Source organism: Verrucomicrobium sp., from assembly GCA_028283855.1.
Taxonomy (GTDB): domain Bacteria; phylum Verrucomicrobiota; class Verrucomicrobiia; order Methylacidiphilales; family GAS474; genus GAS474.
Genome location: JAPWJX010000003.1, coordinates 900581 through 925692, shown reverse-complemented (window position 1 = coordinate 925692; position 25112 = coordinate 900581). Strand labels below are relative to the sequence as shown.

Here is a 25112-nt window from a genome sequence, read left to right as displayed (position 1 = left end):
CACTGCAAGGCGCGGTCCGGGTTGGGGGGAATATTCCGAAACGCCGCCTCAAGGCGGGCTCCGGCTTAGGGGGATCGGCGGGCGCGCGAAAACGCGCCGCTTAGGAGAAAAGGGATAAAGGAGGCGGAACCGGAGGCCGGTTCGCCCGGACCGCCGCCGCAACGGCCGCGCCACGCGGCCAGGCGAACGCCGTTCCCGGCACGGCGGGGGAAACCCCGTCCAGGCTCAGGGGAAAGGAGTCGGCCTTCTTCTTGGCGTCGGCGAAGTCGGCGGGGGCTTTCTCCTCCGCCTTCTTCGCCTGCTGCACTTTCATGCAGAGGGGGCAGAGGTGCGCGCCGTCAAAAGTCTGGGCCACGCCGCGCTCCAGGCCGCCTTCATGCGAGTATTCGACCACCATGCGCGCCCACGCGACCGACTGAAGGACGGCCCAATGGCCGCCCGCCAGCACGAAAAGCGCGAGGAAGGCGAAAGTGAATCCGAAACGGCGCAGCACGGCGCGGGAGTATTCCCCCCTTCCCGAAAAAAGGGCAAGCACTTTGATCCCCCTCAAGAGAGCGCGAGGTGGTTTTCCAGCGGGCCGCGATGGGGCTTCCAGCCAAGGAAGAGGCGCGCCTTGTCCGCGCTGATGCGGCAGTCCGATCCCAGGGCCACCGTCGCCATGAGCTCCCCCCATTCGGCCTTCGCCTCGGCCGGCGTGAGCGAGGCGGGCGCGCCCGCCAGGCCCAGCTCCCGGTGGATCGCCCGGGCGATTTCCAAGAAGGAGGAACTCCCGTTTTCCGCGAAGAAAACGGACCCGGGCTTGGCCTCCCGCAGCGCGGCGAGATACAGGTCCGCCAAGTCCTCCACGTGGACATGGCTCCAGCGATGGGCGCCGTCCCCGATATAGGAAGCCTTCCCCATCTTGCGGGCCGACCGGATCAGAAAGGGAATCTGCTTGCTCTCCTTGGCGATAAAAAGGCCGGTCCCGTAGACCATGCCGGGAACCATGACAACGCTCCGCACGCCGTCCACCGCCGCACGGAGGATGGCCGCATGGATGGCCGCGCGATTCTCGAACGGGGACCGGCTTTCAAAAGGGTAATCCTCCGTGAAGACGAACTCCCCCGCCCGCCGGTCGGCCCAATTGGCCACGATGGCGGAGCCGGACGTGTGGATGAAGGCCTTCCCGGTTCCCCTTAGAAAGGAAAGAAACATTTCGGTGACGGCCGGAGCGTCGGAGTCCGCCGTGTGGACCACCGCATCGGACTGCCCGATGGCCCCGCCGATCGCCTCCGCGGCCTGGAGATCCCCCCGCACCGGGATCATGCCCGCGGCGCGCAGCCGGGTTTCGTCCTCCTCCTTCCGCACCAGCCCCAGGACCCGGTGTCCCGCCTCCCGCAGCTTGATCGCGACGGTGCCCCCGATGTAGCCGGAGATGCCGGTGACGAACACGGTTTTCATGCGGCTGCGCCGAGCTCCAAAAGGCCGCCCTTGATTTTTCCAAGGAGGCGCGCGACCTCCCGGCGCTCCTTCGCGCCCAGGCCCGAGACGGCCGCCTCGGAAAGCCGCTTCAGCCTGCGCCGCAGGGAAAGATGGATGGCCCGCCCCTCCGGCGTCGCCCGCAGGCGCACGCTGCGGCGGTCGCTCGGATCGGCCTGCTCCGCCAGGAGCCCCTGCCCCTTCAGGGTGCGGATGATGCGGGCCAGCTGCCCCTTATCCCGCCCGGACCAGAGGACGGCGTCCCGCAGCATGGCTCCGGGCCTTTCGGCAAAGAAACCCAGCACCTTGCCCTCCATATGGCTCAGGTCGTGCGGCCCGCCGCGCAGGGCGCGGTACTGCTCGGCGCGGAAAAGATGCATCAGGGAGTGGATCAATTCAAAGACCTCCACCGCCTCGGCGCCGGCAGTTTCTTTGACATTATCAACATTAATGCTATCCATAGTGGATATTGTCAACATTATGCCCTCCCCAATGAAAGGAAATTCTCCCGCCCGCCAGCCCCGCCGCGTCGCCCACGACATTGTCGCCCGGGAAGTCCAGGTCGCCCGGGTCGAGGCCGTCAGCCCCCGCTTCCGCGCCGTCACCTTCACCGGCGAATCCCTTTCCGGCTTCGCCTCCCCCTCCTTCGACGACCACGTGAAATTCATGTTCCAGGACGCCTCCGGCCAGACCGTCCGCCGCGATTACACGCCGCGCCGCTTCGATCCGGCCTCGCGGGAGCTGACCCTGGAATTCGGCCTGCACGGGGGCGGCCTCTCCTCGTCATGGGCGCGCCAGGCGCAGCCCGGCCAGGCCGCCGTCATCGCGGGCCCCAAAGGCTCCCTCATCATTCCCGCCGATTACGAGTGGCACGTACTGGCCGGGGATTGCAGCGCCCTGCCCGCCATCAGCCGGCGCCTGGAGGAGCTGCCCCCGGGCGTCCTGACCTACGCGGTCGTGCAGCTGGACGATCCCCGCGACCAGCGCGCCTTCGCTCCCAAGGCCGGACAGATCGTCCAATGGACTTTTTCAACGGAGGAGTTCCTCTCCACGCTGCGCTCCATTCCCGCCTCCCTCCCGGGGGAGGGCTTCGTCTGGTGCGCGGGCGAGGCCTCCGCCATGCTCGCGGCGCGGCACCTCTTCCTGGAGGAGAGGGGCCTTCCGCCGGCTTCGGCGCGCATCGCCGCCTATTGGAAAAAAGACTCCGCCGGGTATCACGAGAACCTCGTCGCCCACTGACCAGCGGATGCTGGAGTTTCCAAGGTTTTCTGCCTTAATGGCCCGGGAAGGGACCACTTCAGGTAATGAAAACCAAAACGTCGCTTAAGTCCGCAGTCCTCTTTCTAATCTTACTGAGCGGAACGGCCCTCCCGGCCGCCGCCGCCCCTCCGCCGAGCGCGGAGGAAATCCTCGCCGCCTGCTCCGCGTTCTACGGGAAGCTGGAAGGATTCCAGGTTCACGTCGAATCGGCCCAGAATACGCAAAGCCCCGATCCCACGCTCGGGATCATGGCCGTCGACCGGGACAGGGGGTTCTTTTGCGCGATGGCCCGCCCCAACAAAATTGCCCTAATCGGCGCAAACGGCGCCGCCCAAGGCAACTTTTTCATCAGCGACGGCAAAACCGTCGCCACCTACAGGGCCTTCAACCACGAGTACACCTCCCATCCCGCGCCGCCGAAGCTCTCCCCCCTCGTGACAGATCACGACACCGCGGCCGTCATCAGCACCTTTCCCAACTACCTTCCTCTCCTAACCGGCGCCGATATCGCCCATGAATCCCCGCATCGCCCCGGGTGGACATACATCGGCGATGAAACGGTGGCCGGGCAGCCGGCACACCACCTGCGCGCCGTCCACGACTTTTTTACGCAGGACCTCTGGATCGCCGCAGGGGAAAAACCCCTCCTTCTCAAGGCGGCGCAGACCTCTTCGACCCCGCAGAAAGGAGCGTCCACGCCCCACACCAGCGTTTCCACCGATACGTTCTCCGGCTGGGAAACCGATCTCCCTCCTCCCGAAACCTTCGCGATTCACCGGCCCGCCGACGCGGTCGAGGGCGCCCTCTTTCCCGGCACGGAAACCGAGCCGCCCCCCGACCTGCTAAACCAGCCCGCTCCGGCCTTCGCGCTGAAAGACCTGGACGGCAACGCCGTTTCCCTCGCCTCGCTGAAAGGCCGGGTCGTCGTCCTCGACTTCGGGCCCATCCGCCATCCCATCTTCCACAAGGCGCTTCCCTACATCTACGAAAAAGCGGGCGCGCTGCAGGACAAAGGCGTCGTCTTTTACGCCGTCAACGGCTGGTTCGAGGCCGACAAGATCCGCCCCTTTCTCGAGGACAACGGGTTTTCCGTCCCCTTCCTGATCGACGCCAATCAAGCCGTCACCAAAAGCTACCTGGCGATCCCGCAGTCCCAGGTTTTCCTGATCGACCGCGAAGGAGTGATCCGGGCCATCTACAGCAACTCCCGCGCCGCCACGGAGCCCCGCTTTGAAAGCGACCTTGAAGACCTCCTTGCGGGCAAAACCCTTCCTCCACCACTGCCGCCTCGCCCCGTCCACTTCCCGGCGGACCGCGTCGTGCGCGAGGAACACAAAACATCGGTCCAGTTTCTGCCTCCAGGGAAAACCCCCGGCACCTTCGCCTTCTCTTATTCCGGCGCAGTCGCCACCCAACAGCCGGTTTTCCCCGTCACCGCCAGGGTGATAATTCCCGGCGGGAAAGCCGTCGCGACCCTTTCCGTTCCGGACGCGAATCCCTACACCCTCACCGCCGACCTGGCCCCCGGCAGCTACTGGTTTGAGCTGCTTCCCGACAAGAACTCCCCATATCTGGACGTCATCGTAAACCAGCTCTTCATCGACGGAAAAGGCGCCGCGACGACGACTCCGAACGGGCTGCCTTGGAAGGGCCAGTTCGACAGAAAAATCATCCCGCTGAATCCCGCCCCTTCAACTGTCGTGTCCGAAACGCGGCCCGTCCTGAAGTGGGAAGCGGTTCCCGGCGCCGTTCGCTACGACGTCAGCGCCTTTGCGGTCGAGCCCGGCCACTCCGAGCATCTGTTCCACCACATCAGCGCGAACGCGGCTCCGGAATACGCCTTTCCGGTCGACGTGCTGCCGAATAGAAAATACGAATGGAGCGTATGGGCCTCCGATGCGGGCCAGCGCCCGATCGCCCAGCTTACAGACTATTTCTTCACCCCCGGCGGCCCGGAGCGCTTCGCCCAGGCCAAGCCGGCCGGGCCGCAGGCCATGGTCGGGCTCCATTGCAGCCCGACCGCCCAAGGATGGCAGGTCGATATGGTTACGCCCGGCGGTCCGGCGATCACCGCAGGCGTTCTTCCCCAAGACATCCTCACTCGGGTCAACGACCAGCCCCTTCTAAACGTAAAAGCCTGGCAGGAGTTCACCGACATGATCCACAAGCTGCCGATCGGCCAGCCCGCGGCCTTTGTCCTTCTCCGGGATGGCGTAGAGAAGACCGTCCAAATTACGCCGGTGGCCAGCCTATAGGCCGGAAGGCCTGAAAAAGGGGCGACTTCCCCCTGTGAAAAAGGAAAATCGGGCTGCAGGGATTTGAACCCTGGACCTCTTGGTCCCGAACCAAGCGCGCTACCAGGCTGCGCTACAACCCGAAGGAGGGGTCAGAGTGCCCGAAGTGCGGACCGGACGCAACTAAATCTGAATGGGCAGGCCCATTTCGATGATTTGGTTGGCTGGGATGCCGAAGTAGTCCCGCGCGGGCCGGGCGTTTTGGGAGAGGATCCGGTAGAGCTCCTTCTGCCAGGGATGCATCTTCGTCTTGCCGCTCACCAGCACGGTTTCCCGGTTGAAGTAGTAGGTGGTCGCCTGCGGGTTGATCGGGATCCCCCGCCCGATGAGGGCTTGGATGAGCGCCGGGGCCTGCGGCGATTCCATGTAACCGTAGGAGGCGACGGCGCGCCAGATGCCGCCGCCCAGGTCTTCCGTGCGGAGGAAGTCGCCCGTGACGCGGGGCACCCCCTCTGTCTGGATGGTCAGGAGGATGACGGTCTTGTGCAGGCAGCGGTTGGCCTTGAGATGGTGGAGGAGGGCGATGGGCGTCCCTTTCCCCAGCGCGGACATGAAGACGGCGGTGCCGGGCACGCGCACCAGGTTGCTCTCCTGCACGTCCTGGACGATGTCCTCAATGTCCGCTCCCTGGCGCAGGATCTGGCCGACGATCTCCTGCCGCCCGCGCTTCCAGGTGATCATGATGAGGAAGACGAAGCCGCCCAGGATGAGAGGGAGCCAGCCGCCTTCCGTCAGCTTCGGCAGGTTGGAGGCAAAGAAAAGAAGGTCGACGGCGGCGAAGAAGCCGCAGAGGGAGAGGGCCTTCCAACGCGCCCATTCCCAACGGAAACGGACGACGCGGTAAAAGGCCACCGTCGTCGCCACCATGGTGCCGGTCACGGCGATGCCGTAGGCCGCCGCCAGGGCGTCGCTGGAGCCGAAGCCGATGACGATGAGGATGCAGCCGACGCCCATAAGGAAGTTGAGCATGGGCATGAAGATCTGCCCCTCCTGCTCCGCGCTGGTGTGGATGACGCCCAGGCGCGGGAAGTAGCCGAGCTGGACGGCCTGCTTCGTCAGGGAGTAGGTGCCGGAGATGAGGGCCTGGCTGGCGATGATCGTGGCGGCGATGGAAAGGAGGACCAGGAGCAGCTTCCAGTGTCCCGCCGGGACGAGGGCGAAGAAGGGGTTGGCGCCCGAGTCCGGGTGGCCGACGACCCAGGCCGCCTGGCCGAAGTAGTTCAGCGCCAGCCCGGGAAAGACGACCCAATGCCAGCCGGAGGCGATGGCGCGGCGGCCGAAGTGGCCCATGTCGGCATAGAGGGCTTCCGCGCCGGTTACCGAGAGGACGACGGCGCCGAGGAGCCCGGCCACGGGGTGATGGGCCAGGAGGGCCAACCCTTTGAGCGGATTGAGGGCGGTGAGGACGATGGGGTGGCGGACGATCTGGACCAGGCCCGTCACCGCCAGGACACCGAACCAGACGACCATGATCGGCCCGAAGTAGCCGCCGATCCGCCCCGTCCCATGCCGCTGCGCCCAAAAGAGGGTGGCCAGGATGATCACGGCGATCGGCACCGTCAGGTGCTCGAAGCCCGGACGCACGTCCTTCAGCCCCTCCGCCGCGCTCAAGACGGAGATAGCCGGGGTGATCATGCCGTCTCCGTAGAGGAGGGCCGCCCCGGCCAGGATGACCAGGACGGTCAGGGAAAGGGTCTTCACATGCTCCGGAGGCTTCGGCCGCAGGGCCAGGAGGGCAAAGATGCCGCCCTCCCCGTGATTGTCCGCCCGGGTGATGAAGGCGATGTATTTGACGTTCACGATCAGGAAAAGCGCCCAGAAGATGAGGGAGGCGCATCCCAACGCGGCCTCGATCCGGCTCTCCCCGCCCGCATGGGCCAGGCACTCCTTCATGGTATAGAGGGGGCTGGTGCCGATGTCGCCGTAGACGACGCCGAGGGCCCCGACCAGCAGGGGCCACAGACGGAAGGTCCGGTGGGGATGGGAGGACATGGGAAAGAGGTGTGCCAGAGGCGGGAATCGAACCCGCGACCAAGGGCTTATGAGTCCCCTGCTCTACCGCTGAGCTACCCTGGCATTCGGAGAACCTTAAGTGCTAAAGGGGGGCCCCTCCCCGGGCAAGCAAAAAGGGGGCGCGTTCCCGGCCAATTTTTAACGGGATTTGCGTCATTTTCCGTGTAACAAGAAAGGCCCTTCGGCGTCTTCCAAGTACTTCACCCCCTTGAATAATCCGCCGCCACCCCCGCAAGCCCTCCCCGCTCCGCCGCCGCCCAAGCGGCGGGGATGGATCTGGATCGTCCTGCTCCTCCTTTTGGGAGGCGGGGCGGCCTGGTATTTTCTGCACGGCTCCGACGCCCCCGCCAAACGCCGCCGCCACAAAATGAGCGCGGAGACTCCCTCCGTCGTCGGCATGAAGGTGACGAAGGGGGACGTTCACGTCTACCAGAACGGCCTCGGCGCGGTGACGCCCCTCTACACCGTCACCGTGCGGAGCCGCGTCGACGGGCAGCTGATGAAGATCTTCTACACGGAGGGTCAGTCCGTGAAGGAAGGCGATCCCCTGGCGGAGATCGACACCCGCCCCTACCAGGCCGCTCTGGACCAGGCCAAGGGGCAGCTGGAGCGGGACAAGGCCCTCTTGGCCAACGCCAAAGTCGACCTGGAGCGGTACAAGACCCTGTGGGCGCAGGACTCGATTCCCCAGCAGACGCTGGCCACCCAGCAGGCCACCGTGGCCCAGGACGTGGCCACCATCGCCAGCGACGAGGCCGCCGTCGAAACGGCGCAGCTCAACCTCACCTACTGCCACATCATCGCGCCGATCACCGGCCGCGTCGGCCTGCGCCTCGTCGATCCGGGCAACATGGTCCACTCCAGCGACACCAGCGGTCTTTTGGTCATCACCCAGGTGCAGCCGATCACCGTCATCTTCCCCCTGGCGGAGGACGTGCTGCCGCCCATCCTGCGCCGCTTCAACGCGCATGAGAAGCTGGTCGTCGACGCCTTCGACCGGGAGATGCGGCGGAAGCTGGCCCAGGGCTCCCTCCTCTCCATCGACAACCAGATCGACACCACCACCGGCACGCTCAAGCTGCGCGCGCTCTTTCCCAACGAGGACAACGCCCTCTTCCCCAACCAGTTCGTCAACGCCCGCCTCCTGGTGGAGCAGCATGCGGGCGCCACCCTGGCCCCCACGGCCGCCGTGCAGCGCGGGCCGCAGGGTCTCTTCGTCTACCTGGCGCAGCCGGACGGCACCGTCACCCTCCGCCCGGTCAAGACGGGCGTGACGGAGGGCGAGAACGTCGAGGTCCTCGACGGCCTCTCCCCCGGCGACACCGTGGTGACAGAGGGCGTGGACCAGCTCAAGGACGGCGGCAAGGTCAACCTGCAGCTGAAGTGAACCCCTCCCGCTTCTTCATCGAGCGGCCGGTGGCCACCACCCTGCTGATGGTGGCGGTGCTCCTGGCCGGCGGCCTCGGCTTCACCCAGCTGCCGGTCTCCGCCCTCCCGCAGGTCGACTACCCCACCATCCAGGTCCTCACGTTCTATCCCGGCGCCAGCCCGGAAGTGATGGCCTCCTCCGTCACCGCGCCGCTGGAGCGGCAATTCGGCCAGGTGCCCGGGCTCCAGCAGATGACCTCCATCAGCTCCTTCGGCAGCTCCGTCATCACCCTCCAGTTCAACCTGAACCTGAACGTCGACGTGGCTGAGCAGCAGATCCAGCAGTCGATCAACAGCGCCGGCACCTACCTCCCCGCCAACCTTCCCAACCCGCCCATCTACAGCAAGAGCAACCCCGCCGACGCGCCGATCCTCACCCTGGCCCTCACCTCCGACGTGCTGCCGCTCTCCAAGGTGGAGGATCTGGTCGACACCCGCCTCGCGCAAAAGATCTCCCAGATCTCCGGCGTGGGCCTGGTGACGCTCAGCGGCGGGCAGAAACCCGCCGTCCGCGTCCAGCTCAACCCCACCCAGCTGGCCTTCTACCGCCTGAACCTGGAAGACGTCCGCAACGCCATCTCCGCGGCCAACGTGAACGCGGCCAAGGGCAGCTTCGACGGCCCCTCCCAGACCTACCAGATCGGCGCCAACGACCAGCTCCTGGACGCCCAGAGCTACGCCGACCTGGTCATCGCCTACCGGAACAGCGCCCCCGTCCGCCTCTCCGACGTGGCGGAGGTGAAGATGGGCGCGCAGGACGTGCGGCAGGCCGCCTGGATGGACCGCACCCCGGCGGTCATCGTCAACATCCAGCGCCAGCCGGGGGCCAACGTCATCGCCGTCGTCGACCGGATCAAGCAGCTCCTGCCCAAGCTGCGCCAGACCCTCCCCGCCTCCGTCAACCTGCAGGTCCTCATCGACCGCACGACGACCATCCGCGCCTCCGTCCACGACGTCGAGTTCGAGCTCTTCCTCACCATCACCCTCGTCGTCCTCGTCATCTTCCTCTTCCTGCGCAGCGTGGCCGCCACGATCATCCCCAGCGTGGCGGTGCCCCTCTCCCTCGTCGGCACCTTCGGAGTCATGTACCTCTGCGGCTTCTCCCTCAACAACCTCTCCCTCATGGCCCTGACCATCTCCACCGGCTTCGTGGTGGACGACGCCATCGTCATGATCGAGAACATCTCCCGCTACATCGAAGAGGGGGAGTCCCCCTTCCAGGCGGCGCTGAAGGGCTCGGCGCAGATCGGCTTCACCATCGTCTCCCTGACCGTCTCCCTCATCGCCGTCCTCATCCCCCTCCTCTTCATGGGGGACATCGTCGGCCGCCTCTTCCGGGAATTCGCCATCACCCTTTCCGTCACCATCCTCGTCTCCGCCGTCGTCTCCCTCACCCTCACGCCGATGATGTGCGCCCGGCTCCTGCGCCGCGTGCCGGAGGAAAAGCAGAGCCGCTTCTACCATTGGTCGGAGCAGGCCTTCGAGCGGGTCATCGCCGCCTACGGACGGACGCTGCAATGGGTGCTGGCCCGCCAGCCCCTCACCCTCCTCGTCGCCCTGGCCACCCTGGTCCTCACCGTCGCCCTCTACGCCGTCGCGCCGAAGAGCTTCTTCCCCCTCCAGGACACCGGCGTCATCCAGGGCATCTCGGAGGCGCCCCAGTCCGTCTCCTTCCCCGCCATGACGGAGCGCCAAAAGGCCCTGGCCGACGTCATCCTGCAGGACCCCGCCGTGGAGAGCCTCTCCTCCTTCATTGGCATCGACGGCCTCAACCTGACCCTCAACAGCGGGCGCTTCCAGATCAACCTCAAGCCCCTGGACCAGCGGGACGCCTCCGCCGCGGACGTGATCGCCCGCCTGCAGGAAAAGGCCGCCCGCGTGCCCGGCATCTCCCTCTACATGCAGCCCGTGCAGGACCTGACCGTCGACGACCGGGTCAGCCGCACCGCCTACCAATACACCCTGGAAGACCCCGATCAAAAGGAGCTGAACGTCTGGGCCCCCAAGCTCCTGGCCCGCCTCCGCCAATGCCCGGAACTGCGCGACGTGGCCAGCGACCAGCTGACCGACGGGCTGCGCGCCTCCATCCAGTTCGACCGCGACACCGCCTCCCGCCTGGGGGTGAGCGCCACCACGCTGGACAACACCCTCTACGACGCCTTCGGCCAACGGCTCGTCTCCACCATGTTCACCCAGCTCAACCAATACTACGTGGTCATGGAGGTGAAGCCCGAGTTTCGCCGCGACCCCGCCGCCCTCAACCAAATTTACATCAATTCCTCCAGCTCCTCCTCCACCGGCCAGGCGGCGCAGCAGACCGGCGCCTCCTCCACCAACCCCACCGCCAACCTCTCCTCCGCCACCGCGCCCTCCCTGGCCAACCAGGCCCCCGCCTCCCTGGGCATCCCGCTGGGAGCCTTCGCCCGCTGGGACGTCCTCTCCGGTCCGCTCACCGTCAACCACCAGGGGCAATTCCCCGTCGTCACCCTTTCCTTCAACCTGGCCCCCGGCGCCGCCCTGGGCGAGGCGGTGGAGGCCATCAAGAAAGCGGAGAAGGAGATCCGCATGCCCGGCAGCATCGACGCCGCCTTCCAGGGCACCGCGCAGGCCTTCCAAAACTCCCTCAAGAACGAGCCCCTCCTCATCCTGGCCGCGCTCATCACCGTCTACATCGTCCTGGGCGTCCTCTACGAAAGCTACATCCACCCCATCACCATCCTCTCCACCCTCCCCTCCGCGGGCGTCGGCGCGATCCTGGCCCTCCTCCTCTTCCGCACGCCGCTGGGCCTGGTCGCCTTGATCGGCATCATCCTCCTCATCGGCATCGTGAAGAAGAACGCCATCATGATGGTCGACTTCGCCCTCGACGCGCAGCGCAAGGAGGGGAAATCCCCGGAGGAAGCCATCTACCAGGGCTGCCTCCTGCGCTTCCGCCCCATCATGATGACCACCCTGGCCGCCCTCTTCGGCGCGCTGCCGCTGGCCCTGGGCGGCGGCATGGGCTCCGAGCTGCGCCGCCCCCTGGGCATCACCATCATCGGCGGCCTCCTCGTCAGCCAAGTCCTGACCCTCTACACCACCCCGGTCATCTACCTCTGGTTCGACCGCCTGGCCCGCCGCCGGAAGGGGGGCGCGGCATGAACATCTCCGAGCCGTTCCTGCGGCGGCCGATCGGCACCGTCCTCCTGACCGTCGCCGCCACGCTGGCGGGGGCCGTCGCCTTCGCCACCTTGCCGGTGGCGCCGATGCCCCAGGTCGACTTCCCCACCATCAGCGTGAACGCCGGCCTTCCCGGCGCCAGCCCGGAGATCATGGCCTCCTCCGTCGCTGCGCCGTTGGAGCGCACCTTCGGCCGCATCGCGGGGGTGACGGAGATGACCTCGGACAGCTCCCTGGGCTCCTCCCGCGTCACCCTCCAGTTCGACCTGGACCGGAACATCGACGCCGCCGCGCGGGACGTCATGGCGGCGATCAACGCCGCCCGCGCCCAGCTCCCCACCAACCTCCCGAACAACCCCAGCTACCGGAAGGTCAACCCGGCCGACGCGCCGATCATGGTCCTGGCCCTCACCTCCGACACCTACACGAAGGGCCGCCTCTACGACCTGGCCTCCACCGTCCTGGCGCAGAAAATCTCCCAGCTGGAGGGCGTGGGCCAGGTGACGGTGGGCGGCAGCTCCCTGCCCGCCGTCCGCATCGAGCTGAATCCCGCCGCCCTCTACAAATACGGCATCGGCCTGGACCAGGCGCGCTCCACCCTGGCCTCCGCCAACGCGAACATCCCCAAGGGCGCCTTCGAGAACGGGAACCTCAACATGGCCATAGAGGCCAACGACCAGATCTTCCAGGCGGAGGACTACGCCCGGCTGATCCTGGCCTACACCAACGGCGCCCCCGTCCGCGTGGGAGACGTGGCGGAGGTTGTCGACTCGGTGGAAAACGTCCGCAACGCGGGCTTCGCCAACGGGAAGCCCTCCATCCTCCTCATCGTCTCCCGGGAGCCGAACGCCAACATCATCGAGACGGTCGACCGCATCCGCGCCGTCATCCCCCAGCTGAAGGCCTCCATCCCGCAGGGCATCCGCTTCGACGTCCTCATGGACCAGACGACGACCATCCGCGCCTCCGTGCACGACGTGGAGGTGACGCTCCTCCTCTCCATCCTGCTGGTCATCCTCGTCGTCTTCGTCTTCCTGCGGGACTGGCGCTCCACCCTGATCCCGGGGGTCGCGGTGCCGGTCTCCCTCGTCGCCACCTTCGGCGTGATGAAAATCCTGGGCTTCAGCCTGAACAACATCTCCCTCATGGCCCTGACCATCTCCACCGGCTTCGTGGTGGACGACGCCATCGTGGTCCTGGAAAACGTGACCCGGCACATGGAAGAAGGCCTCTCCCCTCTGGAAGCCGCCCGGAAAGGGGCCAAGGAAATCGGCTTCACCGTCCTTTCCATGAGCCTTTCCCTCGTCGCCGTCTTCATCCCGCTCCTGCTCATGGGCGGGCTGGTGGGGCGGATGTTCCGGGAATTCGCCGTCACCCTCTCCGTCGCCGTCCTCATCTCCCTCCTGGTCTCCCTGACCACCACGCCGATGATGTGCTCCCGCCTCCTCCGCCGCCCGGAGGAGGAGAAGCGGGGGCGCTTCTACCACGGGTCGGAAAGGGCCTTCACCCGCGTGGCCGACGCCTACCGCCGCTCCCTGGCCGCCGTCCTGCGGCACCCGGGCCTGACCCTCCTTTCCCTGGCCGCCACCATCGCGCTGAACTTCTACCTCTTCGGCCACCTGCCAAAGGGCTTCTTCCCGGAGCAGGACATCGGGCGGCTCTCCGGCTCGGTCGTCGCCGACCAGGGGACCTCCTTCCGCGTCATGCAGCGGATACCTGCGGCAGCTCATCGAAATCGTCAGCGCCGACCCGGCCGTCGCCTCCGTGGCGGGATTCACCGGGGGCGGCGCGGGGAACAGCGCCAACATCTTCATCACGCTCAAGCCGCGCAGCGAGCGGCCCTCGGCGGAGGAAGTCATCGACCGCCTGCGCCCCAAGCTGCAGACCATCTCCGGAGCCTCCCTCTACCTCCAGCCGCAACAGGACATCCGCGTGGGGGGACGCGGGGGAAACTCCCTCTACCAATACACCCTGGTGAGCGACGAGGTCGGCGAAGTGACCGCCTGGGCCCCGAAACTGCTGGCCGAACTCAAGCAGTCCCCCGTCCTGACCGACCCGAACAGCGACCAGCAGATCGGCGGCCGGCAGACCTACCTCACCTTCGACCGGGACACCGCCGCCCGCCTGGGCATCACGGCCAAGCAAATCGACAACACCCTCTACGGCGCCTACGGCCAGGCCCTGGTCTCCACCATGTACGCGGACAACAACCAATACCACGTGGTGATGGAAGTGGCCCCGCAATACGCCGGGGAGCCGGAAACGCTGCGCGACCTCTACGTCCGCTCTCCCGGCGGCCAGATGGTGCCCCTTTCCTCCTTCGCCCGCTATGAGACAAGCGTCGCCCCTCTGGCCATCCGGCACCAGGGGCCCTTCCCCTCCGTCACCCTTTCCTTCGGCGTCACGCGGGGGAAGTCCCTGGGCGACGCCGTGAAGGTCCTGGAAAATGCCAAGGCGAAGATCGGCTTCCCCGCCACCATCCGCGCGGGCTTCGCCGGGACGGCCCAGGCCTTCCAAAGCTCCCTGAAGGACGAGCCGATCCTCATCCTCGCCTCCCTGGGGGTCATCTACATCGTCCTGGGCATGCTCTACGAAAACACCTTCCATCCCCTCACCATCCTCTCCACCCTGCCCTCCGCCGGCGTCGGCGCTTGCCTGGCCCTCTGGGTGACGCATACCGAGCTGAGCCTCATCGCCATCATCGGCGTCATCCTCCTCATCGGCATCGTGAAGAAGAACGCCATCCTCATGATCGACTTCGCCATCACGGCGGAGCGCGACCACGGCCGCTCCCCGCGGGAGGCGATCGAGGAAGCCTGCCACCTCCGCTTCCGCCCCATCCTGATGACGACGATGGCCGCCATGCTCGGCGCCGTCCCCCTGGCCTGCGCGGCGGGCATCGGTTCCGAGCTGCGGCGGCCCCTGGGCATCGCCATCATCGGCGGCCTGGCCCTGAGCCAGCTTTTGACCCTGTACACCACCCCCGTCGTCTATCTGGCGCTCGACCGGCTGCGGCTGAGCTGGCGGCGGCGCCTGGGCCTCTCCCTGAAACCCGCGGAGGCCGCGGCATGAAGGCGCGCCTTCTTTTCCTAAGCGCCCTCCTCCTGGCGGGCTGCATGGTGGGGCCGGACTACCGCCGCCCGGATCCCCTGCCACCCGGCGCGCCGCTGCCGGAGGGGTATAAGGAAGTTCCCCCCCAGGGACAGGCCGGAGAGATCCCCTGGAAACCCGCCGCCCCCCGCGACGCCCAGCCGCGCGGAAAATGGTGGGAAATCTACGGCGATTCCGAGCTGAACGCCCTGGAGGAAAAGGTCACCCTCAACAACCAGAACATCGCCGCGGCGGAGGCCCAATACCGGCAGGCCCGCGCCGCCGTCCGCGTGGCGAACAGCGCCCTCTACCCGACGGTCAACTTCGGCCCCAGCCTGACGAACTCGCGCGGCTCCACCACCATCGGCAAGGGCGCCGCGGACAACTCCGCCCCCTCCAACACCGTCTACAACCTCCCGGTCCAGCTCACCTACGTCGTCGACGTCTGGGGCCAGGTCCGCCGCCAGGCGGAAGAAGGCGTGGCCAACGCCCAGAACGCCGCCGCCCTCCTGGAAAACGCCCGCCTCTCCTACCAGGCGGAACTGGCGCAGGACTGGTTCAGCCTCCACGGGAGCGATTCCCAGATCGCTCTCCTGCAGGACACCATCTCCTCCTACGAAAAATACCTCGTTCTGACGGAAAACCTCTACAAGAGCGGCGTCGACTCCGCCCAATCCGTCGCCCAGGCCAAGGCCCAGCTGGAGCAGGCCCGCGTCACCCTGCTGGACACGCAGCTGGCCCGGGCGCAGTACGAGCACGCCATCGCCATCCTCGTCGGCGTGCCGCCCGCGCAATTCGCCCTGCCCGCCGCCCTGTTGGCCGGCAAGCCTCCCGCCCTGCCGCCGGGCGTCCCCGCCGCGCTCCTGGAGCGCCGCCCGGACATCGCCGCGCAGGAACGGTCCGTGGCCTCCGCCAACGCCGCCATCGGCGTGGCCACCGCCGGCTACTACCCGCAGATCAACCTCAACGGCAGCGTCGGCCCGCAAAGCTCCTACGCGGAAAAACTCTTCACCTGGCCCAGCTTGGTCTGGTCGGTCGGTCCCTCCCTCCTTCAGCCCCTCTACAACGCGGGGCTAAACCACGCCCAGGTCGTCCAGGCCCGCGCCGCCTATGACGCCTCCGTGGCCACCTACCGCCAGACCGTCCTCACCGCCTTCCAGCAGGTGGAGGACGACCTGGTCGGCCTCCGCTTCCTGGAGGCGGAGGAAACGGCGGAGATGAAGGCCGTCGAGGCGGCCAACAAGTCCCTCCAGATCGCCACCAACGCCTACAAGGCGGGCACCCAGAGCTACCTGGACGTCATCGTCGCGCAGAACGTCGCCCTGACCAACCAGCAGAACGCCATCACCATCCGCAACCGGCGGATGAACACCAGCGTCCTCCTCATCCAGGCCCTGGGCGGCGGCTGGGACGCCGGGCAGCTCCCCTCCCGGCAGGAGGTCTCCACCTTGCCGAAGGAACCGGCCAAGCCTTGATGCCTGCGGGGAGATGGCCCTAAAATGGCCGGGTGTCCTTCCAGCTTACCGACCAGGAATACGAAACCGTCCGACGGCTGGTCTATGAATACAGCCGGATCGACCTGGGAGAGAAGCGCCGCGAGTTGGTCGCCGCCCGCCTGGGCAAGCGGCTAAAGGCCACCGGCCTGCCCGATTACGCCTCCTACTGCGCCTTCCTCACCTCCCCCCAGGGCGCGCAGGAGCTGACCCACCTGGTCGACGCCATCTCCACCAACCACACCTTCTTCTTCCGGGAGCTGAAGCACTTCGAGTTCCTGCGGGAGACGATCCTCCCCGCCTACGTCCAAAACGCCGCGCGGGAGGGCCTGCCTCCCGTCTTCCGCACCTGGAGCGCGGGCTGCGCCTCCGGGGAGGAGCCCTACTCCATCGCCATCTTCCTCGACCTCTTCTTCCGCAGCCACCCCCAATGGAGCTGGCAGGTGGAGGCGACCGACATCTCCACCCGCATCCTCGGCCAGGCCCTTCAGGGCATCTACCCCGCCGACCGCCTGCGGGAAGTCCAGCCGGATTGGCTCCCCGCCTATTTTCAAAAAGGAATCGGCAGCCGGGAGGGGCAATTCCGCGTGAAGGAATCTGTCCGCCGCCACGTCCTCTTCCAGCACCTAAACCTCCTGCAGGGCCCGCCTCCCTTCCCCGGCGGCCTGCCCCTCATCTGGTGCCGGAACGTGATGATCTACTTCGACCAGGCCACGCAGCAGCAGCTCCTGGAAAAGCTCTCCGACCTCCTCATGCCGGGCGGCTACCTCTTCATCGGCCACTCGGAAAGCCTGGCCGGCGTCCGGCACAACCTGCGGCCCGTCCGGCCCGCCATCTACCGGAAGGCCTAAGAAGTGAAAGTCCGCGTCCTGGTCGTCGACGACTCCGCCCTGACCCGCCGCATGGTGGCGGAGGTGCTGGAAAAGGACCCGGAGATCGAGGTCGTAGGCGCCGCCGCCGACGCCTACGAGGCGCGGGAAAAGATCGTCTCCCTGCGGCCCGACGTCCTCACCCTCGACCTGGAAATGCCGAAGATGGACGGCCTCACCTTCCTCAAGGCGCTCATGGAACACCAGCCGATGCCGGTCGTCGTCCTAAGCTCCTTCACGAAGGGGGGCTCCCAGCACGCCCTCCAGGCCCTCCAGCTCGGCGCGGTCGACGCCCTGGGCAAGCCGGGCGATCCCGCCGCCCTGGCGGAGATGGCCCCCCAGCTGGCCCGCGCCGTCCGGGACGCCGCCCTCGTCCACGTCGAAAACCTCCTGCCCCACCCCGACCGCCCCCGCATCGCCGCCCCGGCGGCGGAACCGGCGGCCTTCGACCCGCGGCAGGTCGTCCTCCTGGGCGCCTCCACCGGCGGCACGGAGGCGCTGCGGGAGATCCTCACCCGGCTGCCCCGCCGGATGCCGGGCCTCTGCGTCGTCCAGCACATCCCGGGCGGCTTCAGCCGCTCCTTCGCCGAGCGGCTCAACGGCCTCTGCGACCTCGACGTCCGCGAGGCGGCCGACGGGGACTGGGTCGAGCCCGGCGTGGCCCTTCTGGCCCCCGGCGGCTGGCACATGGAACTGCGCCGGGAAGAGGAGCGCCACCGCGTCCGCCTGACCCAGGCCGATCCGGTCTGGTACCAGCGCCCCGCCGTCGACGTCCTCTTCCACTCCGCCGCCGCCTGCGGCGCCGCGCCCCACGCCGTGGCGGCGCTCCTCACCGGCATGGGCCGGGACGGGGCGGACGGCCTCCTGGCCCTGCGGAAGGCGGGCGCCCGCACCTTCGCCCAGGACGAGGCCTCCTGCGTCGTCTTCGGCATGCCGAAGGCGGCCCTCGACCTCGGCGCGGCGGAGGAGGCCGTCTCCCTCGACGCCTTCCCCGCCCGCCTCTTCGAGGCCGTCCACCGCTCCTCCCCGCTTTCATGAGCCGGGCGGTCGTGATCGGGTCGGGCTTCGGCGGGCTGGCCGCCGCCATCCGGCTCCAGGCGCGGGGCTACCGCGTCACCCTCCTGGAAATGCGGGACCAGCCGGGCGGCCGCGCCGCCGTCTACCGGCAGGACGGCTTCACCTTCGACGCCGGGCCCACGATCCTCACCGCCCCCTTCCTGGTCGACGAGCTCTTCGCCCTGGCCGGGAAGAAAATAGCCGACCGCCTGTCCATCGTCCCCTGCGACCCGTTCTACCGGATCGTCTTTCCCGACGGCCGCCACTTCGACTACTCCGGGGACCCGGCCCGGATCGAGGCGGAGATCGCCCGCTTCGAGCCGCGCGACGTGGCGGGCTACCGCGCCTTCGTCCGCCGGGCGGAGGCGATCTTCCGGCGCGCCTTCGTCGACCTGGCCGACCAGCCCTTCACCACCTTCGGCGACATGGCGCGCGTCGCCCCCGACCTGGTGCGCCTCCGCTCCTTCGAGACGGTCCACGCCCTCGTCGCCCGGCACATCCGGCATCCCTACCTGCGGCAGGTCTTCAGCTTCCATCCCCTCCTGGTCGGCGGGAACCCCTTCCGCGTCACCTCCATCTACGCGATGATCCATTTCCTGGAACGGAAGTGGGGCGTCCACTTCGTCATGGGCGGAACCGGCGCGCTGGTGGCGGAGCTGGTCCGGCTCTTCGAGGAAATGGGCGGCGTCCTGCGGCTGGGCGCGCGCGTGGAGGAGATCCTGGTGGAAAACGGCCGCGCCGCGGGCGTCCGCCTGGCGGGCGGGGAGCGGCTCCCCGCGGAAATCGTCGTCTCCAACGCCGACGTGGCGAACACCTACCGCAAGCTCCTTCCCGCCGTCTCCCGCCGCCGCTGGACCAACCGGAAGCTGGAAAAGATGCGCTACTCCATGGGCCTCTTCGTCCTCTACTTCGGCACCGACCGGACCTACCCGGACCTGGCCCACCACACCATCGTGCTGACCCGGCGCTACCGGGAGCTATTGGAAGACATCTTCGAAAAGAAGATCCTGGCCGACGACTTTTCCCTCTACCTCCACGCGCCGACGCGGACCGACCCCTCCCTGGCCCCGCCGGGGCACGAGGCCTTCTACGTCCTCTCCCCCGTCCCCCACCTGGGCGGCAACGTCGACTGGCGGGAAAAGGCGGAGCCCTACGCGGAGGCGATCCTGGCCTCCCTGGAAACGCTCTGCCCGGACCTGCGCCGCCACGTGGTGACGCGGCGGATCGTCACGCCGCTCGACTTTGAAAAGGATTGGGACGCCTACCTGGGCTCCGCCTTCCAGTTCGAGCCGGTATTGACGCAAAGCGCCTGGTTCCGGCCGCAGAACGTCAGCCGGGAAGTGCCCGGCCTCTACTTCGCGGGCGCGGGGACCCACCCCGGCGCGGGCGTGCCGGGGGTCCTCTCCAGCGCCAAGCTGCTGGACCGCGTTATCCCGCCGCCGGCGTCGGCGCCTCTAATTTGAGGCGGGGATCGGTCTCGACCAGCTTCTCCAGGCCGTCCCACTGGACGCCGTCGATGTCGTTGAACGTCCGCAGATAGATGGCGACGAGCCGGGGCTCGAACTGGGCCAGCACCGCGTCGGCGGCCTTCTTCAGCGCCTCGGTCGAAGGCTCCGGCGGGAAATCCTCCACCATCCCCTTGCCGTCGTGCGCGATGCCCAGGGCGTCGAGCCAGGCGACGAGCAGCGGCGCGTTGCCCTCCACCAGCCAGTGGCACAGGAAGTTGAAGCCCACCTCCTCCATCTGGGGATGGGCCAGGATCCGGCCGAAGGCGGCGTGGCGCTCCGTCTTCGGCATCTCCAGCAGGAGGTTCGGGCGGAGGCCCAGGGGCTTGGAAAAGGTGTCGATGGCGCTGCGGTAGAGCTTCTTTTGCGTCTCCTGGACGCAGAGGAAAATAGCGTGCGCCTCCTCGGGGGTGAGGGCGGCCCAGGTGGAATAGGACGGCATAGGCCCCCCACTTTCCCAGGAACGGCCCCCGGCGCAATTCCTTTCGGGATTTACGGCCACCCCCTTTTGGGCCATCCTTTTCCCATGGCGGTCTGGGCTCCTTCCGACGACGACCCGCTCTTCCGGGTACAGGGACATCCCGTCCGCGTCACGGAATCCCTCCTCTTTCTTTACGTCGCCATGTGGGTGGCGCTGGCCCTCTGCCGCAGCGCCCACACGGAAGGATGGCTCGTCACCTACCTGCCCCTCTCCACCCCCGCCGTCCTGGGCCGCGGCCAGGTCTGGCAAACCCTCACCTACCCCTTCATCAACCCCCTGAGCCTTGGCTTCGCCATCGAGATGCTGATGCTCTTCTGGTTCGGCCGGGAGGTGGAGCGGGCGGTGGGCCGCCGCGCCTTCGCCTTCCTCTACGGGGGCCTGGTCTTCTTCCCTGCTCTGCTCCTCCTGGGCGCCTCCCTGGCGCTGCGTCAGCCGATCTACTACGCGGGCTCCTACAACGTCCACTTCGCCCTCTTCATCTCCTACGCCCTGCTTTTCCCGAACGGGCCCGTCTTCTTCGGCCTGGCGGCAAAGTGGGTCGCCCTCATCACCTTCTCCCTCATCGCCCTCATCGACGTGGCCGACCACCGCTGGGTCGACCTGGCCGCCCTCTCCGCGGGCGTCGGCGCGGCGGCCTTCGCCATCAAGGTCCCCTTCGTCAGCGAAATCCTGGAATGGTTCCGCCTGCGCCGCGACCGCCGCGCCTTCGCCGCGCAGCAAAAAAAGCAGGCGGAACAAAAGCTCCTGGAAGACCGCCGCCACCAGTCGATCGACCCGATCTTGGAAAAGATTTCCCGGCACGGCATCCAAAGCCTGACGCGGGAAGAGCGGCTGGTGCTGGAGCGCGCCCGGCTGGAACTGATCAAGCGGGACGCCAAGCGCTAGAACCGGCTAGTCGAAGGGCAGCAGCTCCGGCCTGCGCGGCGGCAGCGGCGCGCGCCCCGGCGCGGGCGGCTCGTAGGAGCGCAACTCCGCCCCGTCCAGCCAGACGAAGGCGAAGCCCCGCGCGTCCTTCTTCCCCAGCGCCGTGTAGGCGTACCAGCTCTTGGTGGCCAGGAAGACCGTGCCCGGAGGATCGGAGGGGTCGAGGTTGGCCACCAGCCAGTTCTTGAAGAAGAGCCGGTCCCCCGGCGCCAGGACGCCCGCGCGGATGAGCAGCTCCAGGTACGCCTGCGTCGTCTGAAGGCCGCTGCGGGCCGGATAGGGCACGCGCCCCTCCGCCAGGGCGGCGCGGATCCGGGCCACCTCCCCGCCCATCTCCCGGTAGCGGACGTGCCCCATCCGCTCCACCAGCCGGGGCATCCCCCACACGCCGGTCCCGATCAGGGCGGCGACGATGCCCAGCACCAGAAAGCGGCGGCCCAGGGGAGTCATCCTTCCACCCTTGCTCCGGCGGGCGGACGGGCCAAGCAAAATCAGCCCAGCCTCCGCAGCAGCCGCGCGCGGGCCCGGCGCGCCCGGTTCTCCACCGCCCGCGCGCTCAGGCCCAGGCGGCGGCCCGCCTCCTCCTGGGAAAGCCCCTCCAGAGCGGTGAGGACCAGCGGCTCCCGCAGCCCGGCGGGCAGGGCGGCGATCGCCGCGCGGAGGGCTTCCAGCTCCGGCTTTTCCTCCTCCATGCGGGCGGGCACCTCCCGGCCTTCCGGCAGGGCTTCGGTCCGCCGCGCCTGGCGGTAGGCCTTGCTGCGGGCGCGGTCCCGGCACAGGTTCGCCGCGATGCGGAAGAGCCAGGAAAGAAACGGCGCGCGCGGCCGGAAGCGGCCGATGTGGAAGTAGGCCCGGACAAAGGTTTCCTGCGCCAGCTCCCGCGCGTCGGCCTCGTTCCAAACGGAGCGGCGGATGAAGCGGAAGACCGCCTCCTGGTGCCGCTCCATGAGGAGGTCGAGCGCCTCGTCCCGGCCCGCCTGGAGGGCCTGGACCAGGGGCAGGTCCGGATCGCCGCTCACGGGGCGCAACAGGAAGAAAGGCCGGAGGCCGTCAGCCGGAGCAGCGCGTCATACTGCTCCGGCGTCAGCACCCCCTTCATGGCGAAGAGGTGGTCCAAGGTCGCCTGTTGCAGGTCGCCCATGGCGGCGTGGATCTTCCCCACCGCCGCGCGGACGCGCGGGGAATCCCCCCGGTCCTCCAACAGCGCGCGGGCCAGTTCCCGGTTGGCCGCCGCGATGGCCGCCGCGCCGCTTTCCCGTTGGACGGCAAAGCGGGACTCCACCGGCTCCAGCCGCCTCTCCTGCTCCGGGGTCACGTGAAGCCGCCGGTGCAGGGCGGCGTGGGAATCAGAAGCCGCCTCCCTCTGGCAGCGCCCGGTCAGCCACGCGCTGCCCGCCGCCACCAGGGCCACCAAAACCAGCAGCAGGGCGATGCGCCCGAAAACCTTCCCATTCATCGCACCCCTCCCATCCAGCCGGAAACGTCCCCCCGAAAAACCCGCAGCGCCTCGTCCGGCCCGGAAACGGGCAGAGCGGTGAGAACGCCCAACGCCGCCGCGCCCAGGAGCGCCAGCGCCGCCAAGCGGGGACGCAGGAGAGAAAGCCATCCCTCCTCCCCCCGCCGGAGCCGGATGGCCCGCCAGACGGCGGGGGAAAGAGAGGCCGGAACGGGCGCGGATTCTTCCGCCAGCTCCCGCAGGAGGGAATCGAGTTGTGCAGGATCCATGAAGGGCATTCTAAAGGAATAAACGGAATAGAAAGAGCCCAGCCCTCATTTCATTTTCACACAAATCCGCAAATCATTTGCATATTTGTTTGCAAATAAGTTGTATGTGGCCAACCCTGCGTGATGCAAGCGATTTGCGCGATTCTCACCCTCCTCCTCCTGGTCCCCGCCCTGCGCGCCGCGCAGGAAGCGGCCCCGGCCGACGCCGCCGCGGCCGGAAGCCCCACGAACGCGCCGCAGCTGGAGACGGTCACCGTCGTCGGCACGCTGGACGAGGCCCGGCAGCGGATCGTCCCCAACACCGGGGCCACGGTCTACACCGTCACCCAGGACCAGATCCAGAACCAGTCCCGCGGGGACAACGTCTCCCTAAACCAGCTCCTCCTGCGCTTCCCCGGCGTGACGCAGGACACCTCCTCCGACGGCGGGCTCCACGTCCGCGACGAGCACGGCAACGTCCAATACCGAATCAACGACGTCCTCATCCCGGAGGGAATCACCGGCTTCGGCTCGGAGTTCGACACCCGCTTCGCCGACCGCGTCGACCTCATCACCGGCTCCCTCCCCGCCCAATACGGCTTCCGCACCACCGGCATCATCGACATCCACACGAAGAGCGGCGCCTTCGACCCCGGCGGCGACGTGGAAATGTACGGCGGCAGCCATGAAACAACCCGCCCCAGCTTCGAATACGGCGGCACGCAGGGAAAATGGGACTACTACGTCTCCGGCAGCTACCTGCAGAACACCATGGGCATCGAAAACCCCTCCAACGGCACCAGCAACCCCCACGACGACACCGACCAATACCGCGGCTTCCTCTACGCCTCCTACCTCATCGACTCGACCAGCCGCCTCAGCTTCCTGGCCGGGGAATCCTACAACCACTACCAGATCCCCAGCGCCGCCGGGCAGGCCGCGGCGACCGACGGCGCGGGAAACCCCTTCCCCGGGCTCCCCGCCTTCGTCGACTCCTCCCGCCTGCAGAACACCCAGGACGAGCAGAACAACTACGAAGTCGTCGCCTACCAGAAAACGGACGGGGACTTTGACTACCAGCTGGCCCTCTTCAACCGCTACAGCAACATCTTCTACCGCCCGGACACCACCGGGAACCTCTACGTCAACGGCGTCTCCGGCAGCCAGGACCGCAGCCTCATGTCCCAGGGCCTCCAGTTCGACGGCAGCTGGCAGGTGGCGGACGACCACACCCTGCGCAGCGGCCTGATGCTCGACGCCCAGGGAGCGCAGCAGAGCAGCACCACCTACGTCTTCCCCGTCGACGGCTCCGGGGCGGCCACCGGCGGCGCCTTCGGCGTCCCCGCGGGCGACTACGAGGCGGCCTACATGTACGGCTTCTACCTGCAGGACGAATGGCGCATCACCAAGGAGCTGACCCTCAACTACGGCGGCCGCTTCGACCTCTACCAAAACGGGGAAATCCACCAGAACCAGATCAGCCCCCGCATAAACGGCACCTACCAGCTGGACACGGACACCGCCTTCCACGCCGGCTACGCCAGCTACTTCACCCCGCCCTCCCTGGAAAACGCCCCGCCGTCCGCCTCCGCCCTCTTCGCCGGGACGGACAACGCCGCCACCGACGGCCTGCCGAACGACCCCGTCAAGGCGGAGCGGGACCACTACTTCGACATCGGCGTCACCCACCGCTTCACGAAGGAATACCAGGTCGGCCTCGACGCCTACTACAAGATCGCCCAGAACCAGCTGGACGACGGCCAGTTCGGCGCCGCCCCCATCCTCACCCAGTTCAACTACCGCCGCGCGGAAATCACCGGCGTGGAACTGAGCCAGACCTACGAGCAGAAGGGCTTCTCCGCCTTCGCCAACCTGGCGGTGGAACAGGCGCGCGGCACCGGGGTCAACTCCGCCCAATCCCTCCTCTTCAGCGCGGACGACTACAACTACATCAACGCCAACTCCATCTACCTGGACCACAACCAGACCTTCACCGGCTCCGTCGGCGCCTCCTACCTCATCAACGAAACGCGCCCCTACGTCGAGATCGTCTGCGGCAGCGGCCTGCGCGCCGACCGCGTCTACGCGGACGGCTCCACCATCCCCAACGGGGACAGCATCCCCGCCTACGACAACGTCAACATCGGCTTCACCCAGACCTTCGGCTTCCTGGGCTGCAAGAACCTCAAGGCCCGCTTCGACATCGTGAACCTCTTCGACCAGGTCTACTACCTGCGGGGAGACAGCGGCGTGGGCGTCTTCAACGCCGAATACGGCGCGCGGCGCACCTTCTACGCCGGGGTCACCTACTCTTTCTAAAAAGAAGAGGGGCGCGGGGAGGGGATTTCGTTTACCCTCATGGACGGGCGCAACCCCCC

General features: G+C 67.6%; 20 protein-coding genes, 2 tRNA genes and 1 pseudogene. 12 read left to right on the top strand and 11 right to left on the bottom strand.

Translation table 11 applies throughout. The annotated features are described in order from the left end of the window. Positions 1 to 100: 100 nt before the first annotated feature. The 3 genes from PW734_05650 to PW734_05640 are packed head-to-tail and all read right to left on the bottom strand — an operon-like array spanning position 101 to position 1919. Positions 101 to 535 (bottom strand): hypothetical protein, encoded by a 435-nt coding sequence (locus tag PW734_05650; protein ID MDE1170681.1) that lies wholly within the window; start codon positions 533 to 535, stop codon positions 101 to 103. Between the two features lie 11 nt (positions 536 to 546). Continuing rightward, on the bottom strand, positions 547 to 1440 hold the full coding sequence (locus PW734_05645) for an NAD-dependent epimerase/dehydratase family protein (GenBank protein MDE1170680.1): 894 nt from the start codon (positions 1438 to 1440) through the stop codon (positions 547 to 549). Further along, positions 1437 to 1919 carry a winged helix DNA-binding protein gene (locus PW734_05640; protein MDE1170679.1) on the bottom strand — a complete coding sequence of 161 codons (483 nt, stop codon included), beginning with the start codon at positions 1917 to 1919 and terminating at the stop codon, positions 1437 to 1439. Before PW734_05640 ends, PW734_05645 begins: the two co-directional genes overlap by 4 nt. Positions 1920 to 1950: 31 nt before the next feature. Here PW734_05640 and PW734_05635 point away from each other — a divergent pair, with 31 nt between their 5' ends. Beyond that, positions 1951 to 2697: a siderophore-interacting protein gene (locus PW734_05635; GenBank protein ID MDE1170678.1), complete on the top strand. Its 747-nt coding sequence runs from the start codon at positions 1951 to 1953 to the stop codon at positions 2695 to 2697. Between the two features lie 65 nt (positions 2698 to 2762). Continuing rightward, positions 2763 to 4973, top strand: a complete 2211-nt coding sequence (locus PW734_05630) for a DUF2092 domain-containing protein (GenBank protein MDE1170677.1) — start codon at positions 2763 to 2765, stop codon at positions 4971 to 4973. A 48-nt stretch (positions 4974 to 5021) separates the two neighbouring features. On the opposite strand, the gene PW734_05625 is transcribed toward PW734_05630, so the two are convergent. The 3 genes from PW734_05625 to PW734_05615 all read right to left on the bottom strand — a co-directional run bounded on the left by PW734_05625 (position 5022) and on the right by PW734_05615 (position 7088). Further along, positions 5022 to 5095, bottom strand: a tRNA-Pro gene (locus PW734_05625). Positions 5096 to 5135: 40 nt separating this feature from the next. Next, complete coding sequence (locus PW734_05620; GenBank protein MDE1170676.1) at positions 5136 to 7004, bottom strand: KUP/HAK/KT family potassium transporter; 1869 nt, start codon at positions 7002 to 7004, stop codon at positions 5136 to 5138. Between the two features lie 12 nt (positions 7005 to 7016). Further along, positions 7017 to 7088: transfer RNA gene (locus tag PW734_05615), tRNA-Met, on the bottom strand. A 145-nt stretch (positions 7089 to 7233) separates the two neighbouring features. Between PW734_05615 and PW734_05610 the strand changes: the two genes are divergently transcribed. The 8 genes and pseudogenes from PW734_05610 to PW734_05575 all read left to right on the top strand — a co-directional run bounded on the left by PW734_05610 (position 7234) and on the right by PW734_05575 (position 19583). Then, positions 7234 to 8412 carry an MdtA/MuxA family multidrug efflux RND transporter periplasmic adaptor subunit gene (locus tag PW734_05610; GenBank protein ID MDE1170675.1) on the top strand — a complete coding sequence of 393 codons (1179 nt, stop codon included), beginning with the start codon at positions 7234 to 7236 and terminating at the stop codon, positions 8410 to 8412. Continuing rightward, entirely contained in the window at positions 8409 to 11594 is a 3186-nt protein-coding gene (locus PW734_05605) for an efflux RND transporter permease subunit (protein MDE1170674.1), read from the top strand. The genes PW734_05610 and PW734_05605 overlap by 4 nt, the downstream gene beginning before the upstream one ends. Then, positions 11591 to 13267, top strand: a pseudogene (locus PW734_05600) (efflux RND transporter permease subunit). Before PW734_05605 ends, PW734_05600 begins: the two are co-directional and overlap by 4 nt. Before the next feature lie 109 nt (positions 13268 to 13376). Then, entirely contained in the window at positions 13377 to 14684 is a 1308-nt protein-coding gene (locus tag PW734_05595) for an efflux RND transporter permease subunit (GenBank protein MDE1170673.1), read from the top strand. Beyond that, positions 14681 to 16177, top strand: coding sequence for an efflux transporter outer membrane subunit (locus PW734_05590; protein MDE1170672.1), 1497 nt, complete (start codon positions 14681 to 14683; stop codon positions 16175 to 16177). The genes PW734_05595 and PW734_05590 overlap by 4 nt, the downstream gene beginning before the upstream one ends. A gap of 32 nt (positions 16178 to 16209) precedes the next feature. Further along, positions 16210 to 17046 (top strand): protein-glutamate O-methyltransferase CheR, encoded by an 837-nt coding sequence (locus PW734_05585; GenBank protein MDE1170671.1) that lies wholly within the window; start codon positions 16210 to 16212, stop codon positions 17044 to 17046. A 3-nt stretch (positions 17047 to 17049) separates the two neighbouring features. After that, on the top strand, positions 17050 to 18102 hold the full coding sequence (locus PW734_05580; GenBank protein ID MDE1170670.1) for a chemotaxis response regulator protein-glutamate methylesterase: 1053 nt from the start codon (positions 17050 to 17052) through the stop codon (positions 18100 to 18102). Beyond that, entirely contained in the window at positions 18099 to 19583 is a 1485-nt protein-coding gene (locus PW734_05575; GenBank protein ID MDE1170669.1) for a phytoene desaturase, read from the top strand. Before PW734_05580 ends, PW734_05575 begins: the two co-directional genes overlap by 4 nt. On the opposite strand, the gene PW734_05570 is transcribed toward PW734_05575, so the two are convergent. Further along, positions 19549 to 20067 carry a hypothetical protein gene (locus PW734_05570; protein MDE1170668.1) on the bottom strand — a complete coding sequence of 173 codons (519 nt, stop codon included), beginning with the start codon at positions 20065 to 20067 and terminating at the stop codon, positions 19549 to 19551. The genes PW734_05575 and PW734_05570 overlap by 35 nt on opposite strands. Positions 20068 to 20151: 84 nt before the next feature. Between PW734_05570 and PW734_05565 the strand changes: the two genes are divergently transcribed. Further along, positions 20152 to 20991: a rhomboid family intramembrane serine protease gene (locus PW734_05565; GenBank protein ID MDE1170667.1), complete on the top strand. Its 840-nt coding sequence runs from the start codon at positions 20152 to 20154 to the stop codon at positions 20989 to 20991. 6 nt (positions 20992 to 20997) lie between these two features. On the opposite strand, the gene PW734_05560 is transcribed toward PW734_05565, so the two are convergent. Genes PW734_05560 through PW734_05545 form a run of 4 tightly spaced genes read right to left on the bottom strand, consistent with a single transcriptional unit; the run spans position 20998 to position 22755 of the window. Beyond that, positions 20998 to 21480 (bottom strand): hypothetical protein, encoded by a 483-nt coding sequence (locus tag PW734_05560; GenBank protein ID MDE1170666.1) that lies wholly within the window; start codon positions 21478 to 21480, stop codon positions 20998 to 21000. 41 nt (positions 21481 to 21521) lie between these two features. Continuing rightward, positions 21522 to 22049 (bottom strand): RNA polymerase sigma factor, encoded by a 528-nt coding sequence (locus PW734_05555; GenBank protein MDE1170665.1) that lies wholly within the window; start codon positions 22047 to 22049, stop codon positions 21522 to 21524. Then, positions 22046 to 22486, bottom strand: coding sequence for a periplasmic heavy metal sensor (locus tag PW734_05550; GenBank protein MDE1170664.1), 441 nt, complete (start codon positions 22484 to 22486; stop codon positions 22046 to 22048). The genes PW734_05555 and PW734_05550 overlap by 4 nt, the downstream gene beginning before the upstream one ends. Further along, on the bottom strand, positions 22483 to 22755 hold the full coding sequence (locus PW734_05545) for a hypothetical protein (protein MDE1170663.1): 273 nt from the start codon (positions 22753 to 22755) through the stop codon (positions 22483 to 22485). Before PW734_05545 ends, PW734_05550 begins: the two co-directional genes overlap by 4 nt. Before the next feature lie 123 nt (positions 22756 to 22878). Between PW734_05545 and PW734_05540 the strand changes: the two genes are divergently transcribed. After that, positions 22879 to 25053, top strand: coding sequence for a TonB-dependent receptor (locus tag PW734_05540; protein MDE1170662.1), 2175 nt, complete (start codon positions 22879 to 22881; stop codon positions 25051 to 25053). Positions 25054 to 25112: the final 59 nt, after the last annotated feature.

Coding starts and splice junctions, on each gene's coding strand:
- PW734_05645 (MDE1170680.1), bottom strand. CDS start 1,440: ATGAAAACCGTGTTCGTCACCGGCATCTCCGGCTACATCGGGGGCACC.
- PW734_05640 (MDE1170679.1), bottom strand. CDS start 1,919: ATGGATAGCATTAATGTTGATAATGTCAAAGAAACTGCCGGCGCCGAG.
- PW734_05635 (MDE1170678.1), top strand. CDS start 1,951: ATGAAAGGAAATTCTCCCGCCCGCCAGCCCCGCCGCGTCGCCCACGAC.
- PW734_05630 (MDE1170677.1), top strand. CDS start 2,763: ATGAAAACCAAAACGTCGCTTAAGTCCGCAGTCCTCTTTCTAATCTTA.
- PW734_05620 (MDE1170676.1), bottom strand. CDS start 7,004: ATGTCCTCCCATCCCCACCGGACCTTCCGTCTGTGGCCCCTGCTGGTC.
- PW734_05590 (MDE1170672.1), top strand. CDS start 14,681: ATGAAGGCGCGCCTTCTTTTCCTAAGCGCCCTCCTCCTGGCGGGCTGC.
- PW734_05575 (MDE1170669.1), top strand. CDS start 18,099: ATGAGCCGGGCGGTCGTGATCGGGTCGGGCTTCGGCGGGCTGGCCGCC.
- PW734_05570 (MDE1170668.1), bottom strand. CDS start 20,067: ATGCCGTCCTATTCCACCTGGGCCGCCCTCACCCCCGAGGAGGCGCAC.
- PW734_05565 (MDE1170667.1), top strand. CDS start 20,152: ATGGCGGTCTGGGCTCCTTCCGACGACGACCCGCTCTTCCGGGTACAG.
- PW734_05560 (MDE1170666.1), bottom strand. CDS start 21,480: ATGACTCCCCTGGGCCGCCGCTTTCTGGTGCTGGGCATCGTCGCCGCC.
- PW734_05550 (MDE1170664.1), bottom strand. CDS start 22,486: ATGAATGGGAAGGTTTTCGGGCGCATCGCCCTGCTGCTGGTTTTGGTG.
- PW734_05545 (MDE1170663.1), bottom strand. CDS start 22,755: ATGGATCCTGCACAACTCGATTCCCTCCTGCGGGAGCTGGCGGAAGAA.
- PW734_05540 (MDE1170662.1), top strand. CDS start 22,879: ATGCAAGCGATTTGCGCGATTCTCACCCTCCTCCTCCTGGTCCCCGCC.